The organism is Trichococcus flocculiformis (genome assembly GCF_963662535.1).
In the GTDB taxonomy this organism is placed as follows: domain Bacteria; phylum Bacillota; class Bacilli; order Lactobacillales; family Aerococcaceae; genus Trichococcus; species Trichococcus flocculiformis.
Genome location: NZ_OY759718.1, coordinates 806,644 through 822,176 on the forward strand (window position 1 = coordinate 806,644; position 15,533 = coordinate 822,176).

At 46.9% G+C, this 15,533-nt stretch carries 17 protein-coding genes; 14 read left to right on the plus strand and 3 right to left on the minus strand.

Features of this window, described 5'->3' with window-relative positions; genetic code table 11:
* Positions 1–5: 5 nt before the first annotated feature.
* The gene (locus ACKPCD_RS04145; protein WP_321433154.1) at positions 6–1,343 is read right to left on the minus strand and encodes a DDE-type integrase/transposase/recombinase; all 1,338 of its coding nucleotides are present in this window, start codon (positions 1,341–1,343) and stop codon (positions 6–8) included.
* Positions 1,344–1,630: 287 nt separating this feature from the next.
* On the opposite strand from ACKPCD_RS04145, the gene ACKPCD_RS04150 reads away from it, so the two are divergent.
* Entirely contained in the window at positions 1,631–2,335 is a 705-nt protein-coding gene (locus tag ACKPCD_RS04150; RefSeq protein WP_321434092.1) for an ABC transporter ATP-binding protein, read from the plus strand.
* Positions 2,332–3,564 (plus strand): ABC transporter permease, encoded by a 1,233-nt coding sequence (locus ACKPCD_RS04155; protein WP_068561614.1) that lies wholly within the window; start codon positions 2,332–2,334, stop codon positions 3,562–3,564. The genes ACKPCD_RS04150 and ACKPCD_RS04155 overlap by 4 nt, the downstream gene beginning before the upstream one ends.
* Before the next feature lie 48 nt (positions 3,565–3,612).
* On the opposite strand, the gene hisJ is transcribed toward ACKPCD_RS04155, so the two are convergent.
* Positions 3,613–4,404 (minus strand): histidinol-phosphatase HisJ, encoded by a 792-nt coding sequence (gene hisJ / locus ACKPCD_RS04160; RefSeq protein ID WP_321434093.1) that lies wholly within the window; start codon positions 4,402–4,404, stop codon positions 3,613–3,615.
* 163 nt (positions 4,405–4,567) lie between these two features.
* Between hisJ and ACKPCD_RS04165 the strand changes: the two genes are divergently transcribed.
* From ACKPCD_RS04165 to ACKPCD_RS04210, 10 genes are all read left to right on the plus strand, one after another.
* A complete protein-coding gene (locus ACKPCD_RS04165; protein WP_232309350.1) occupies positions 4,568–5,389 on the plus strand; it encodes an ATP phosphoribosyltransferase regulatory subunit in 822 nt (273 codons plus the stop codon).
* Between the two features lie 12 nt (positions 5,390–5,401).
* On the plus strand, positions 5,402–6,019 hold the full coding sequence (gene hisG, locus ACKPCD_RS04170) for an ATP phosphoribosyltransferase (RefSeq protein ID WP_321434094.1): 618 nt from the start codon (positions 5,402–5,404) through the stop codon (positions 6,017–6,019).
* Positions 6,006–7,256: a histidinol dehydrogenase gene (gene hisD / locus ACKPCD_RS04175; RefSeq protein ID WP_288925541.1), complete on the plus strand. Its 1,251-nt coding sequence runs from the start codon at positions 6,006–6,008 to the stop codon at positions 7,254–7,256. The genes hisG and hisD overlap by 14 nt, the downstream gene beginning before the upstream one ends.
* Positions 7,253–8,251 (plus strand): pyridoxal phosphate-dependent aminotransferase, encoded by a 999-nt coding sequence (locus ACKPCD_RS04180; protein ID WP_276645074.1) that lies wholly within the window; start codon positions 7,253–7,255, stop codon positions 8,249–8,251. The genes hisD and ACKPCD_RS04180 overlap by 4 nt, the downstream gene beginning before the upstream one ends.
* Positions 8,248–8,826 carry an imidazoleglycerol-phosphate dehydratase HisB gene (hisB, locus tag ACKPCD_RS04185; RefSeq protein WP_086943968.1) on the plus strand — a complete coding sequence of 193 codons (579 nt, stop codon included), beginning with the start codon at positions 8,248–8,250 and terminating at the stop codon, positions 8,824–8,826. Before ACKPCD_RS04180 ends, hisB begins: the two co-directional genes overlap by 4 nt.
* A complete protein-coding gene (hisH, locus tag ACKPCD_RS04190; protein ID WP_276645072.1) occupies positions 8,823–9,398 on the plus strand; it encodes an imidazole glycerol phosphate synthase subunit HisH in 576 nt (191 codons plus the stop codon). Before hisB ends, hisH begins: the two co-directional genes overlap by 4 nt.
* Entirely contained in the window at positions 9,399–10,103 is a 705-nt protein-coding gene (hisA, locus tag ACKPCD_RS04195) for a 1-(5-phosphoribosyl)-5-((5-phosphoribosylamino)methylideneamino)imidazole-4-carboxamide isomerase (RefSeq protein ID WP_068561606.1), read from the plus strand. It begins immediately after the preceding gene.
* Positions 10,100–10,864 carry an imidazole glycerol phosphate synthase subunit HisF gene (gene hisF, locus ACKPCD_RS04200; RefSeq protein WP_086629785.1) on the plus strand — a complete coding sequence of 255 codons (765 nt, stop codon included), beginning with the start codon at positions 10,100–10,102 and terminating at the stop codon, positions 10,862–10,864. The genes hisA and hisF overlap by 4 nt, the downstream gene beginning before the upstream one ends.
* Positions 10,857–11,498: a bifunctional phosphoribosyl-AMP cyclohydrolase/phosphoribosyl-ATP diphosphatase HisIE gene (hisIE, locus tag ACKPCD_RS04205; protein ID WP_321434095.1), complete on the plus strand. Its 642-nt coding sequence runs from the start codon at positions 10,857–10,859 to the stop codon at positions 11,496–11,498. The genes hisF and hisIE overlap by 8 nt, the downstream gene beginning before the upstream one ends.
* Before the next feature lie 435 nt (positions 11,499–11,933).
* A complete protein-coding gene (locus ACKPCD_RS04210; protein ID WP_232309344.1) occupies positions 11,934–12,218 on the plus strand; it encodes a DUF503 domain-containing protein in 285 nt (94 codons plus the stop codon).
* A 181-nt stretch (positions 12,219–12,399) separates the two neighbouring features.
* Here the strand turns inward: ACKPCD_RS04210 and ACKPCD_RS04215 are convergent, their stop codons facing one another.
* Positions 12,400–13,161: a GNAT family N-acetyltransferase gene (locus ACKPCD_RS04215; protein ID WP_321434096.1), complete on the minus strand. Its 762-nt coding sequence runs from the start codon at positions 13,159–13,161 to the stop codon at positions 12,400–12,402.
* Between the two features lie 199 nt (positions 13,162–13,360).
* Between ACKPCD_RS04215 and ACKPCD_RS04220 the strand changes: the two genes are divergently transcribed.
* Together ACKPCD_RS04220 and ACKPCD_RS04225 are read left to right on the plus strand one after the other, a co-directional pair.
* Entirely contained in the window at positions 13,361–14,398 is a 1,038-nt protein-coding gene (locus ACKPCD_RS04220) for a DUF7309 domain-containing protein (RefSeq protein ID WP_086989270.1), read from the plus strand.
* A gap of 176 nt (positions 14,399–14,574) precedes the next feature.
* Positions 14,575–15,330, plus strand: a complete 756-nt coding sequence (locus ACKPCD_RS04225) for a MurR/RpiR family transcriptional regulator (RefSeq protein ID WP_068561600.1) — start codon at positions 14,575–14,577, stop codon at positions 15,328–15,330.
* Positions 15,331–15,533: the final 203 nt, after the last annotated feature.

The following is a 15,533-nucleotide window of genomic DNA, read 5'->3' on the forward strand; positions in this document are numbered from 1 at the left end:
AAAAGTTAAGGGGTTTGGTCCATCAGCCAATCTTGGGATAAAGAGATTAATTTTGTCCATTTAGCCGGCATGTTGGGAAGTTTGTCCAGCTCAGGAATCAACACGGGTACCTTCTTTTCTAAGGCAGCGTGCGGTCTCAAAAAGTTGAAGTACACACAGAATAAGGTCACGAAAGAGACTGATCCCTGTTGGGATCCGAATCCGGTGGTCGCTCTGTAATTGCCTTTGAATGTTCGGTTCAACCGTTCGATGATTTGTTTTAACGGTCGGTATTCCTTTGACACCGGATCATTATTTGTAAGTCCGATTACTTGCTTCACGTCAAAGGGGATGCCGTGTTGGGCATAGTAGTGTTGAGCCAGAAGGTAGATGGGGTTGCCGTCGACGATGAAAGTTAGGTCCTCCGGTATCTGGGGCATCTTTTTGAAGACTTCGCGCAAGGCATAAATAGCGGATTCCGTATCTCGGTTTGGCGAAACATAGTTCGACAAAATTATTTTTTTGACGGCATCAAAGAAGAAAAACAAATAGTTCCAGCGACCGCCAACGCGGATGTAAGTCTCATCTCCGCAGAATTGATCGGATAATTCGTAAGGATAGTTCTCCAGGAACGGCTTCAGAACCACGGATGTACTGGAAGCGTAGTTGAGTATGGTTTGACCTGAGATTCTGACATTATGTACATCGTACATAAGTGCCGCTGTTTTTCTGGCCGAAAGACCGTAGTTTACGTGGTAGGTCAGTATCAATCCCAGAGTATGGGGCGAACAATGGATATTGGCCAGATTCACCTTCGGTTGAATGACTGAATCCTTTGAGATCGGATGAAAAGGAATATTGAATTGGCGGAAGAGATAGTGCATCTTGAATTGTTGGGAATCCTTCTCAAACAATTCTTTTTCTTCCGGAGTCAATTCTTTCAGCCTACGCAAGTAATAAGGACAGTCCGCTCTTTTACACTTGTAGACATCGAATCCATTGCGGTCTTTGATTTTCTCCAACGGATGTGAGCAATGCGGACACTTTAAAATGGCTTCTTTTGAATAACGGTTTTTAGGGTTGAATAAGGCGTCACAGACTTTACAGTTGCATTGGCCTTTGGAGCCATTATTGGCGTAGAGGTAGTCCGAGGGAGCGTTGCAGCGTGGGCAGGTTGTATTGAGGTCTAGGTTGATTTTAACGCCATTGCGGCGTTGAATAGGCTGGAGAACTTTCCCAGTTTTTTCGAAATGAGTTTGGAGAAGCAGCTGATAGTCCAACTTTTCAACTTTTTCAATCAAAGGCAGTTCATCGACTTTGAGCTTCTGGTAATTTAAATTATCCGGAGCAGTTAACTGAGGCATACGGGAATTTTTCGTCAACAGGATTACTAGGTTAATTAACGCAAGAATAATCATTCGTTGACGCTTGATAATATCAACTAAATAGGTTAATAATAGAGGTAGCAACTTGTCATCTTCCTTTCTTTTGGGGAAATAGTGCGGTGTCGTTACCATTACTATTAACCAAAAATTGGGGGGTGGCAAGTTGTTTTTGTCGTTAACCCCGTTAAATCAACGAAAAAATACAAAATTGAACGTCTGGCAGAGCTAAACTTTGACAGTACGAGTGGACCTGGAGGAGGAATAAGATGGAGGCAACAAAACGCAGGTCACTGATTCAGATGAAAGATGTGACCAAAAAGTTTGGGAAAGGCGAGTTAGAAACGGTGGTATTGAAAGAGATTAATTTGACTATTCATGAAGGCGACTTCTTGATGATTGTCGGTAAATCTGGAAGTGGAAAAACAACTTTGATGAATATGATTGGCTTTTTGGACCGCTTAACAACGGGTACCTATTCATTTTTGGGTGAAGACGTATCCCTGTTGAATGAAAATAAAAAATCCAGTATACGCAACAAACATTTCGGTTTCATTTTCCAACAGTTTTTCTTGATTGATTCTTTGAATGTCGCCCAAAATGTCGAGCTCCCATTGATTTATGCTGGCGAAGTGAACAAGAAAGACCGGTTGGAAGCTGCTGAGAAGTATTTAAGTTTAGTCGGTATTCCTGAAAAGATAAAAGCCAAAACCAAAGAACTTTCCGGTGGACAACAACAACGCGTCGCAATCGCAAGAGCCCTCATCAATAAACCGCTTCTCATTATGGCGGACGAGCCAACCGGAGCGCTCGATTCCGACACCGGAATTGGGGTGATGAGCCTGCTGCGAGAATTAAATAAGCAAGGGAAAACAATCATTATGGTAACGCATGACGAAGATTTATTGCAGTATGCAACGCGAATTATTCGGATGCATGATGGGAGTTTCGTGGAAGAAGGTGCCGTAAGATGATTCGTAATATCTTGCTCAGTACAATGTTGAGTCTCCGGGCACACAAGCTTCGCGTTTTTTTAACCATGGTAGGGATTATCATCGGAATTGCTTCGGTCGTGACCATTGCTGCACTGGGTGAAGGCGTGAAGCAACAAAGTATGGAATTGGCGAATACGACGGAAGCGAATGTTGTGACTGTGAAACACACAATCGCAATGAGTGATAACAGTGGAATGGGTTATGTGGAAGATGATTTTTCTTTTTCAAAAGCGGATATGCGACGGATTTCCCGGTTGGATGGCGTTCAGTCGGTTGTACCCGATTATGGTTCAAATGGTATGGCGATGGACTCGATTGACGTCAATTTGGATTATTTTGGAGCGCAAGCATATACGATGATGGTGCCGAATAAAAGCGAAAACCATATTTTATATGGACGCGATTTTCAGCCTTCAGATGTAAACCGAGACATGATTATCTTATCTCACGATATATTGGATTACGGTATCGTGGTCGAAGATCCCGAATCGCTGATTGGTCAAGCTGTCAGTATCAATGGATTCATGTATGAGATTATTGGAATCAAGGAGCCCTACAACTGGGAGGACAGTAATCTCCTAAATACGGGTTATACATGGGAAGACGCTTATACGAGTGTCATTCCTCAAGCAGCTTACAATACTTTGACGCGCTCTAAGCCGATTAAATCATTGAAAGTGAAAGTGGCAGAAGGAATGGATAATGAAAGGGTCACAATGACCGTCTTGGAAAATCTGGTGGAAGCTTATCCAGAAGATGAGGGGGTCTTTGAACAAGATCGCTCCAATGAACAGATGATGGAAGAGGTTAACAGTTACATCAATGGAATCATGATGTTCTTGCTGGCCATTACAGCCATATCCCTATTTGTCGGTGGAATCGGTGTTATGAATATCATGTATGTATCTGTAACAGAACGGAGACGCGAAATTGGTATTCGTCGTGCAATCGGAGCTAAACCGAGAATGATTCTGTTGCAATTCTTATTGGAGGCAGCCTTTATTACGTTTCTTGGTGGGATTATCGGTTTGTTTTTAGGATATGGGATTGCGAGTTTAGTTGGTATGCTTTTGCAAATGCCGGTATTCTTAACGCCGACCATCATGATTCTATCCACTTCTGTATCAATCGGAACAGGACTTTTATTTGGGATTATTCCAGCTCTGAGCGCTTCAAGAATGGATCCGATCAAAGCGATTTACCAGTAAGCAAATAAGCAACCAAGCGAATCCAACCGCTTGGCTGCTTATTTTTTTCTATAATTCCGTTTCTACTACCGCTGTACCGAAATAGCGGGCGACTTCATGGGAAGCATGGGCATCGGAACCCATCTCATAGGAGAGGCCGATTTTTATCGCGTAAGCCATCATTTCCTTGTCCGGGTACGTTTTTCCGTAGTCCGGCTTGTCGATTCCGGCAAAGTTGTAATCAAGCGTGTATCCGTTCTCCTTCACCTTATCCAACAGCAACTTCCAGTCGATGGGGTCGCTGACGCTGTAGGCCTTTTGGAACTTGTGTATCAAGTTGATGTGGCCGATTTTTTTCGGGGTCAATTCTCCGTACGGGGATGCCAAGGCTTTTTTGACCGCTGCTTCGTAAAGTGTGTAAAGTGTTTCATAGCCTATTTCTGCGCCTTTTTGCGTGAACGATTCGCGGTCCAAGTCGATACAGAAGTATTCTTCCGGTGCGAGCTGCACGAAATGGACGCTCAGAATCGAGTGGGGGACCGTTTCCGGGTATTTCTCCAGGAAGGCGCGCGTGTCCGGTTCCTTTCCTTCGAGGTAGTCCAACTCAAAACCGGCGTGGATTTCGATGATGCCTTGATACTTCTTGGCAAGTGTACGGACTTCGGCCAAGTAGGCATCGACATCCTCAGGTCGCATCGAACTGTCTTTGTCCGGAAGCGGATCTGCCATCGGTAAGGGAGCGTGTTCCGTGAATGTGAGGGACTCGAGGCCGGCCTCGATGGCAACCTTCACATAATTTTCCATTGCATCGGATGAACCGTGCAGGCAATAGGGGGTATGGACGTGTCTGTCGCTGAGCATATTTTATACAGCTTCCTTTCATCATAAAGTATCATCATTTTAGGATACATTATAGCAGCGTTCTATGGTATGATAACATCAACATCTAATGGTATTCTAACGATATTCTAAGGATAACAGACGACTTATCAAAAAGAAATGGGAGTGAGACAGTTTGGACGAAATGATGACCAATGAATCGTTGTTAGCGAAGAAACAGAGAGAGATGGGGTTTCTCCATCATTTCCACCACTTAGGGTACGATCTGATCGACCTGGGAGTCGTAGAGAAATTTGAGTGGACACAACTGTCTCATGATGACTTGCACCTGATGCTGAACCGGCACAAATGGCAAAGCGGCGATAAACTGTTCGCCTTGCGCAGTGACTGGACGAATGCCATCGTGAGATACCGCAAGCAATACCATTTACGCGCCGATAAAATAGCCTACTCCGGTCCGGTCTATTCGCTGCTCAAAGAGCGCCACCAATTGGGTGTGGAAACATTTACCGACTCGATTCCGAAGCAAATCGAGGTTCTGGGCGATATGATCACCTTCATGGAGAAGGAATTGGAACTTTCCTTATCGGTTGCGGTAGTCAGCCATAATAAATTACTGAAAAAAATTCTGAGCCCGCGGGAGTTGGAAGATGCTTCTGTCCGCAAGTTCATCTGCGAAAGAAACCAGGATGCCTTGAAGCATCGTTTGGGTGCGGACCATCCGCTGATCGGTCTGATGGACCAAGCGCCTACCGAACAGGCCGGCTATCTGAAGGAACACTATCCTGAACTGACGGGACATTTGAATGAATTGGCGGAATGGGAAGCGACGCTGAAGAGCAAGAACGTAGATTACGTCTACGCGGATATGCTGGCGTTGCCGAACCAATCCTATTACAAGGGAATCTTTATTCAACTGTACGGAGAAAACCAAACGGAACCTGTAGCGTCGGGCGGTCAATACACAAGCTCTTCCAAAGCATTCGGAATGGCCATCAACAATTAACGGAGGGAAAAAATGATTACTATCGCGCTATCAAAAGGCAGACAGCTTAAGGATTTCATCCAATATTTGGATGAAATCAACCTGACGGAATGGTCGACAGCATTGAAGTCCGTTTCTCGGGAATTGGTCATTCAGACAAAGGATACCCGCTTCATTTTGGTTAAAGGGGAAGATGTCCCTGTATATGTGGAGGAAGGGATCGCGGATCTGGGCATCACCGGAAGCGATATTTTGATCGAGCAGAACTGCAACATCAACAATCTGCTGGATTTGCCATTCGGCTATTGCCATTTCGCCATCGCCAGCAAAGAGAAGAAGGACGTTTATCCAGTAGTTGCAACAAAGTACGTGAATTTCACCAGACAATATTTTGATTCCATCAAGCAACCCGTGAAGATCATCAAGCTGAATGGGTCCGTAGAATTGGCCGCGACCATCGATATGGCGGATGCAATCATGGATATCGTCCAATCCGGCAAAACCCTGCATGATAATGGCTTGAGCGAGCAGGTCCGACTTGACGACATCAACGCACGCCTGATTTCGAATAAGCATGCTTATTTTTCCAAATATGATGAAATCCAGACTATAATCAATCAATTGAAGGTGACGAATAATGTACACAACTAAAACGTTCAAGGAAGTATACAAAACAAAAAATACAATCGACTTTTCGAAGACGCAGGCTGTCATGGAAATCATCCAGACGGTTCAGGAAAAAGGCGACGCTGCGCTGTTCGAATACGCAAAACGTTTCGATGGGGCGGACATCACGGAATTGGAAGTGCCGCAGAGCGTCATCAAGGAAGCTTATGACAGCTTGGATGCGGTCTTGCGCGCTGCTTTGGAGGAGGCCCGCGACAACATCACGGTCTACCAGGAAAGCATCAAATGGCAACAGTCTCCGGCAGGGGAACTGTACCAGAAGATCCATCCGCTGAACAAAGTCGGCATCTATGTGCCGGGCGGTAAAGCGAGCTATCCTTCCACAGTTCTGATGACTGCCGTTTTGGCCAATGTAGCCGGCGTAAAGGAAACGATCGTCGTGACCCCACCGCAAAAGACCGCCATCAACCAAGCAACTTTGGCCGCTTGCTATATCTGCGGCGTGACCCACGTTTATCAAGTGGGCGGCGCCCAAGCCGTGGCTGCCTTGGCTTACGGTACGGAAACCATTCCGCGCGTCGACAAAATCGTCGGACCCGGGAACCAATATGTCGCCTTGGCCAAAAAATTGGTCTACGGAGATGTCGGCATCGATTCGATCGCCGGACCATCCGAAATCGTTGTAGTCGTTGATGAAACGGCGAACAACGAATGGGTTGCCATCGATCTGCTGGCGCAAGCCGAGCACGATGAATTGGCCCGCACTTTCCTTGTCTGCGACAACGAAGAAAAATTGGCCGCCATTGAAGCCGAACTGCTTGTCCAAAAAGCGAAACAAAGCCGCATCGAGGTCATCGAGGAGAGTTTGAAGCACAATCACTTCCCGATTTTGACGAGCGGTAAAGAAGAGAACATCGAAGTCGTGAATCTGATTGCAGGCGAGCACGTCTCGATCCAGACGAAAGACGCGGAAGACTACATCGATGCCATCGAAACTGCAGGAGCGATCTTCATCGGTGAATATTCGCCTGAAGCGATCGGGGATTATGTTGCCGGACCAAGCCACGTGCTGCCTACCGGAGGGAATGCCCGCTTTGCGAACGGCTTGTCCGTAAATGACTTCCTGCGCCCGAACTCTGTTTTGAACCTGAAGAAAGAAACGTTCCAAAAAATGGCCCCGGCCGGGATGCTGATTGCGACTGAAGAGTCACTGCAAGCCCACCACGATTCCCTGGCTGTCAGAATGGGGGACGAGAAATGATTCGCATCAACAAAAATGAAAGTCCGATCCGGGCGCTGACAAATGAAGAAATTGCCGAAATAGCTGTATCGACACGCTTCCAAGAGTATACGGACGATGCCATCGACCGCCTGACGGAAGCGTACGCCGCTTTCCACGGAGAAGATCCAGCCCTGATCGCTTTTGCCAACGGATCGGATGAGTGGATCCAGAAGTGCACAATCCTTTTGGGGGACGGGCCGATCCTGATGCTGGAGCCGGATTTCGTGATGTACGAAGAGTATGCCGCGCAATTCCAGCGCGAAATCATCAAAGTGCCGTGCCGAGCGGATTATTCCTTTGACTATGACCAAGTGTACGCTGTCATCGAGAAGGAAAAGCCTTCCTATTTCATCGTTTCGCAACCGAACAACCCGTTGGGCGGGCTGCACCCTGCAGCTTTCATTCAAAAAACGGCAGATCTGCTGGCTGACTCCGGCGGCTATCTGATTTTGGACGAGGCTTACATGGATTTCGTGGACAATCCACCGGCGCGTCCGGTCGGTGACCACGTCATCCTTTTGCGTACCTTGTCAAAAATCTACGGCTTGGCCGGCCTGCGCATCGGCATCGCCAGTTCGACGGAAAAAACGATGCAGTTGTTGAACTCCATCGCGCATCCGTATCCGCTCAATACTTTATCTTTGAGCATAGCGGCCTACTTACTGGAGCATCCGGAACGTTTGCGGGCCTTCATGGCTGATCAGCGCCGGCTTTCTGCCAAACTGAAGAAAATCTTCAATGAAGGTGTAGCGGATATTCTTTCCGTGCTGCCGAGCGAGACGAATTTCGTCTTCACTTACGGTGAATTGGCGCCGTCTTTGGGCCAATGGATCATCGACCACGGCTATCAGCCGCGGACTTATGAAAAATCAGGCATCCCGTGTATCGAAACGGCTGTGCGTTACTCGATCGCCACGGATGAACAGTTGGATGCCTTAGCCGAAATCATCAGAGAATGGAGAGAACAGCTGTGAGCGTATCAAAAGAGCGCATTACCAAAGAAACGAAAATCGCCATCACCTTGAAACGAGGCTTAGAACCATCCGTCATCAACACAGGTGTGGGCTTCTTGAACCATATGTTGGATCTGTTCGCTTTCCATGGCCACTTCGTTTTGGATGTGCAGGTGGACGGCGACACAGATGTGGACGATCACCACACAACCGAGGATGTCGGGATCGTATTGGGCCAGCTATTGGCTGAATTGGGTCAGGATAAAGGGGCAATCAATCGCTATGGGAGTGCCTATGTGCCGATGGATGAAACCTTGGCCCGTTCCGTCATCGACATCAGTGGCCGTCCTTATCTGAGCTTCAATGCCGCGTTTTCAAAAGAAAAAGTCGGCAGCTTTGATGTGGAATTGGTTGAAGAATTTTTCCATGGATTGGTCATCAATGCCCGTTACACGGCACATATCGACTTGATCCGCGGCGGCAATACGCATCATGAAATCGAAGCCATCTTCAAAGCTTTTGCGCAAAGCCTGCGCATCGCGATGGCCGATTCCGACGTGCAGCGCTTGCCTTCCTCAAAAGGAGTGATCGAATGATAGCAATCGTTGATTATGGTTTGGGGAACATCGCGAACCTGACGAACGCCATCCGTTTTCTGGGCTATGAAACGATCTTGACGCATGAAGAAGCAGAATTACGCAAGGCGGATGTCATCGTCCTGCCGGGTGTGGGACATTTCAAGGATGCCATCGAGCGGATCGATGCAATCGGTTTGCGGGAACTGCTGACTGAGTTGGAGCAGACAAAGCCGTTCATCGGCATCTGTCTCGGGATGCAACTCCTGTTTGAGCATAGCGAAGAAGGGGATGTCGATGGGTTGGGCTTTTTGCCGGGCGAAGTGAAATACATCGTCAGCGACTTGCCGGTTCCGCATTTGGGCTGGAACAATCTGCATTCAAGCCATCCAGGTTTGGATAAGGATGTCTATTTCATCCATTCCTACAAGGTAGTGACCGACGAAAATGTTGTGGCAACGGCGGACTATGGCCAGGAAATCGTGGCGATCGTCCAGAAGGATAACGTCATCGGCATCCAGTTCCACCCGGAAAAAAGCGGGGATTACGGTCTGGAAATTTTGAACCAAGCTTTGCAAGGAGGATGGAAATAAATGATAGAGATTTGGCCGGCGATCGACTTGATCGACAACAAGAGTGTCCGTCTGACCGAAGGAGACTACGGCACGAAAGAAGAAATGCAGCGCACGCCTCAGGAAGCCATTGCTTTTTATGCGCAATTTGAGCAAGTGAAGCGCATCCATATCGTGGATCTGATGGGCGCTTTGAACCAAAAACCGGAAGAGACGCCGTTCATCGAGCAACTTTTGCAACAGAGTGCATTGCCTGTCGAAATCGGCGGGGGCATCCGTTCCGAAGAAACCATTAAGCACTATTTCGAAAAAGGCGCCAGCTATGTGATCGTCGGGACGAAAGGGCTGCAGGATCTGCCATGGCTGGCTGAGATGACGGCGAAATACCCCGGCAAGATCTACCTGGGGCTGGATGCTAAAGGCGAACTGGTCGCCGTGAACGGCTGGACCGAAACAGGCCGCCAGACCATCTATGATGTCGTGGAAGCGACGAATCCGATGGCCTTGGGCGGCATCATCTATACGGATATCTCGAAAGACGGCAAGATGGCCGGACCGAACTTTGAGTTGACGGGCAAGCTTGTCGAGCTCTCGACCCATCCCATCACCGCATCCGGCGGCGTCCGCAACATCGAAGACATCAAAAAATTGGAAGCTTTGGGTGTGGCGGCAGCGATCGTCGGCAAAGCGGCCAATACAGATGCTTTCTGGGAGGGCTTGGCATGATAAAGAAACGGATCATTCCCTGCCTGGATGTGAAGGACGGCACCGTCGTAAAAGGGATCCAATTCAAGGGATTGCGCGAAATCGGCGATCCGGTCGAACTGGCGAAGCGCTACAATGCTTTGGGTGCGGATGAACTGGTCTTTTTGGACATCTCCGCAACCGAAACCGGGCACAACTTGATGATCGATGTCATCCGCAAAACGGCGCAACAGCTGTTCATTCCGATGACGATCGGCGGCGGCATCAAGTCGACGGACGACATTTCCCGCTTGCTGAACGCTGGAGCGGATAAAGTCAGCCTGAACTCATCGGCTTTAGCGAATCCGCAACTGATCAAAGAAGCCAGCGACAAGTTCGGCAGCCAATGCATCTGCATCGCTGTCGATGCGAAATGGGAAGCCGACAAAGAGGAATGGTATTGCTATACCCACGGCGGCAAAAAACGGACCGACATCAAAACGTTGGACTGGGTGCAGCAAGTGGAAGCACTAGGAGCCGGCGAATTGCTGGTCACCAGTATGGATTATGACGGCATGAAGCAAGGCTTCGATCACCGTTTACTGAATAAAATCCAAGCTTTGGTCTCGATCCCGGTCATCGCTTCCGGAGGCGGCGGCAATGCCCAGCATTTCGCCGACTTATTCAAGGAAACGGATGTATCGGCCGGATTGGCAGCTTCCATCTTCCATGATGAAGAAGTGTCGATCGCCGAAGTGAAAGAATGCTGCACGGAGAATGGAGTGGATATGCGCAATGTCTAAATACGATGCACTAGTGCCTGACTTTACGAAAGGGTTATTGACTGTCGTTCTTCAGCACTTTACGAACAAAAATGTTTTGATGGTCGGCTTCATGAATGAAGAGGCCTTCGAATTGACGAAACGGGACGAGGTTGTCTGGTTCTTTTCCCGAAGCAAGGACAGACTCTGGAAAAAGGGCGAGTCCAGTGAGCATTACCAGTTCGTCAAGGACATGTACCTGGACTGCGACCAGGATGCGTTGCTGATCATGGTCGACCCGGCCGGACCGACTTGCCACCGCAATACGGAGAGTTGTTTCGATGTCCCGGTTGCTTTTGGTCTGGATGACCTGGAAGAGACCATCCGCCAACGCGCTGTCGGACACGATGAAAAGTCCTATACAAACTATCTGCTGGACAAAGGCACAGATAAAATCGCCAAGAAATTCGGCGAAGAAGCCTTCGAAGTCGTCATCGGCGCGAAAAACCACGACAAAGAAGAAGTCGCCAACGAAACGGCAGACCTGCTATATCACCTCGGCGTACTCCTGTACGACCAAGGCGTCGACGTAGCCGATGTGACCAAAGTCCTCATCGAACGCCACCAAAAGAAAAACAACTTCAAAGGCGAAAGAAAAAATGTAGAAGAATACTAGGATACGATGAATCCCGTTTAGAAATCGAGCACTAAGAGGACAAACGCAAAGCGGACGTTTTTTGTCCGCGTGTGGTTGTCAACTTAGGCGGAGAGTTCTGGGATTCAGAGTTCAACTACTAAAGTGTGTGATGAATCCTAAGCTCAGAGTTTGAGCACTAACGAGGTTCAGGACCAAACAGCCCGTTTTTGGCTGAGTGGGCATGAACAGCGTTAGGCACTCAAACGTCACAGTGCGACGTTTGAGGTCTTTCGCCTATTAAGTACTGAGACTGTTGATGCATTTTTTACAAAGGATTCAGAACCGTTCTAGGATATGATGAATCCTAAATTCTGTTTTATCCGATAACCGGAGCTATCCCTTGACAGAAGGGGCCGTTTTGGTTATTTTTTGTCTTGAAGAGATAACATTTCTATATCAAACATAAATGGGGCGATGACGATGAATGTGTTGGCTGTTGAACTGTCTATGCGGCTTTTTGATTCCAATTCTCTGAAGGATAAGCGTAGCGTTGTGAAAAGCATCCTTGCCAAGATGCATCAACGGTACAATGTCAGCATTGCGGAAGTATCGGCACAAGATATGCTGAACCAGGCCGTCATCGGGTTGGCGGTTGTCAACAGTTCGCGGGTCCTCTGCCAAAAAATCGTGGATAAAATCATTGAGGAAATCGAATCGAACTATCCTGTGGAAATCTACCAAATCAACGAAATCGAATGAGAAAAGTAAATAGGGGCTGTATCAGAACCAGCGTAGCACTCTCTGGATCTGATGCAGCCCTTTTTGTTGCTATTAGCACTCTGGTTGTCCGATTCAATCGGATTACCGGACAACTTTCGCTCTAGTTATGGCGGCTGCCTGCAGAATAGGCCGTCTACGTATGAGACAGCCCGTTGATCCGTTATTTGAAGACTTTAAGGAGCTCGTAGCGGAAAGAAATATATGTGTAATTTTGACGATTGTACATCTCGCGCGCCGTATCCGCTGCATCAGCCACTAAAAGGACGGTCTTCCCGTCGGCATGATCCATCACGAATTGCTGCAGAGCCGTTCCAATCCCTTTACCCCGGGAATCTACAGCAACGTGAAAGTTATCGATTTCAATACTTTCCTCTTTCAGATAAAGGTCGATGGAACCGACCGCTTCATCGGAGCGCAGGGCCACGATGGGACGGAAAGCAGGATTGTCGAATTTAGCTTGGGTGTAGGGCTGCTTTTGTTTTGCGAATTCCTCGCTGACTTCCTTGTCTGCCCGTGCGGACAAAGCCAGATAGGCGCTGCGGTTGTCGGCGTTCACCCATTCCACTTTGACATCGGAAGGTGTTTCATCAATCCGCGTCGGTTCAAAGGTTCCGGGAGGGGCCGCGTACAGTTCCAATACATCGAGGCTGAAGTCGTTCGAACCCAGATAGGAAATGATCGGCTGCGGAATTTCGCAATCTTCGGGCCAAATGAATTTTATGAAATCCTGGTTATCTTTTTGATGCGCTGATTTCAAATAGGCTTCCGCCTCGATGAATTCAGCGAAGGTTGGCACGCGATGGAAAATCACGTAATTTTCGATATACATAAAAAGGGCCGTTTCATTGTGATAGTGAGTGTACAGAGAGGTTTCTTTGACTACTGACTTGCTATGTTCGATATCCTTGAAAGAAAAGGTCATTTTTGGACTCCTTAAAAAAGAAAAATTGATGCACGCTTCAAGATATGATAGCATAGGAAAGGAATTTGTTACAATAAGCTGAAACAACATATGCGGTGGAAAGCGCTAGGGATAACTGACTAAAAAGCAGCATCTTCTGCGAATTTCATTTTTATAAAGGTTCATAGGCTTATGTTTTGTAAATAGATAGGAGATATAAATGAGAGATTATCAAAAATTGTACGAAAACATAAAGGCTTTTCATAAATTGAAGCCTTGGGAAAAAATGAAAGACACGGATGTTGTCGGCATCAAATATTCCGATCGCAAGGAGCCTGTATTCTTTGCTTTGGATGGTTTGGACGAGGACAGCATCGGATTGAGCGTATTTCGGGATGTTTCGGAATACATCCTCTATTTGGATTTGCTGGAGTCGGAGTTCACGGATGCAGACGGTGTCGGGGAATATACCGAAAAGCTGAAAAACATCAGACTGGAATTTGTCGACCGAAGCAAACTGGAAGAAATCGATTATAACCGTATCCGCACAACGGATGTCAAATTCCGCGGAAAAAAAGCTTGGCCGGAGCTGCTGGATTTCACGCCAGGACTTGTTCCGTGGTCGGCCACCGAAGAGGACATCACTCTTTTCGAACGCGTGCTGGAGAGCTTTTTGGAAATGTTCCCTATCTACAGCAAACTGGACTTTGACAAGTCCTTTGCGGCAGATGACGTTCCGACGCGCTACTATTACCAAGCAGGTACAAAAGACAGTGTCTGGAAATTGAAAGAAGAGCATATTCTGGCGTTCTTGACCGGCGGTGAATTGACGAAAGGTCCGTATGATCTGATGCTTTCTCAGTTTGAAATCCGTCGTTTGATGATGGAGAAGAAAACCTTCTTAAGAAATACATTCGAAATAGACTTATTTTATTTGCCGCAACCAATCACTTTCAAAGAAGGGGAACGGCCGCGCTTTGTGAAGATGATGGCCATCGCGGATAAAAAATCGGGAGAAGTACTGCTGGCGACTGTCCTGGCGTCCGATAAATCGCGCGATATCCAATTTGAACTGTACAAATATCTATTTGAAGCGAAAGTCTTCCCTGCAAAAATCGAAATGCGCGGGGACAGCGTGTTGGAAACCTACGAAATGTTGGTTCCCTTGCTGGATGAGTTGGACATCGCACACGCTGAAAAGAGCAGATTACGGAAAATCGAGGCTTTCCGAAAAAGCTTATCGGAAGATATCTTCTGAGAAATAGTTTATTTTTCTGAAAATAACAGCACAAGAAACAAAACAATTTTTGAGTTGCATAAAATTGTTTTGTTTTTTGTTTTTTTCAAAATAAATGGTAAAATAGTTAATAAGAAAAGAAAACGAACTCATGCACGCCTCAGAGCTTATTTTGTTCCGGATAAAGGGGTTTTTACGTGTTTAATCAAGAAAATGTGAAATTACTGACGAATACAGAATTAAAGGTATACGAGTACATCGTGCAGCGTACCCAAAAAGTGATCCGTATGAGCGTTCGCGAGATAGCTTCCGAGACTCATGTGTCGCCGGCAACGGTTACGCGGACCATCAGCAAGCTAGGGTTTGAAAATATCTGGGAGTGCAAGTTGCATCTGAAGGAAATGGACAACCGCAAACACAATAAGAAGGTATTCGATACCTCGGAGATCGTTGAGGAGTTTTTCAGCCGTTCCATGCAATCGGAATACGAAGAAAAAATACAGGATGCAGTCAAAATGATAGCCAATTCCGACGTTGCCCTCTTTTTTGGCATAGGAACTTCTGGCCTGATCGCTGCATACGCATCCCGGCAATTTTCGAATCTAGGTCAAAGTACTTTCCATATCCAAGATCCATATTATCCATTTCATTTGATCAGCAGGCAATATACAAATACAGTGGCAATCATTTGCTCCGTCTCTGGAGAAACAGAAATCATGTTAAGGAAAACTGGAGATCTGAAGAGTTTAGGAAGCAAAATCATAAGCATCACGAATTCCTCTACCAATTCTTTGGCTAGGCAGTCAGATATAAACCTGGCCTATCATTTGACACCTGAATACGTCGACGAAGAAGTAAACGTGACTTCGCAGTTACCGGCCGTTTTTTTGATTGAAACACTGGCAAGACGCAATTATAATTACATGCAACAAATGCTTAACAACAAGCTTTAGCAGATTTTTCGTTTGAAACAAATCGTTTCTTTTATGAAACAACATTCCAAAAGCTGGTCATTGTTCCTTTACGAGATGAAACTGTTTACATTTCGTTCACAAACCCTATAATAAGCTTATATTGAAAAACAGAAAGCGCATCCGCAACTGTAAAACCGCTCTTTTTAAGGAAAGAGCATTTGTTTTCCAAGTGGATGTAACCG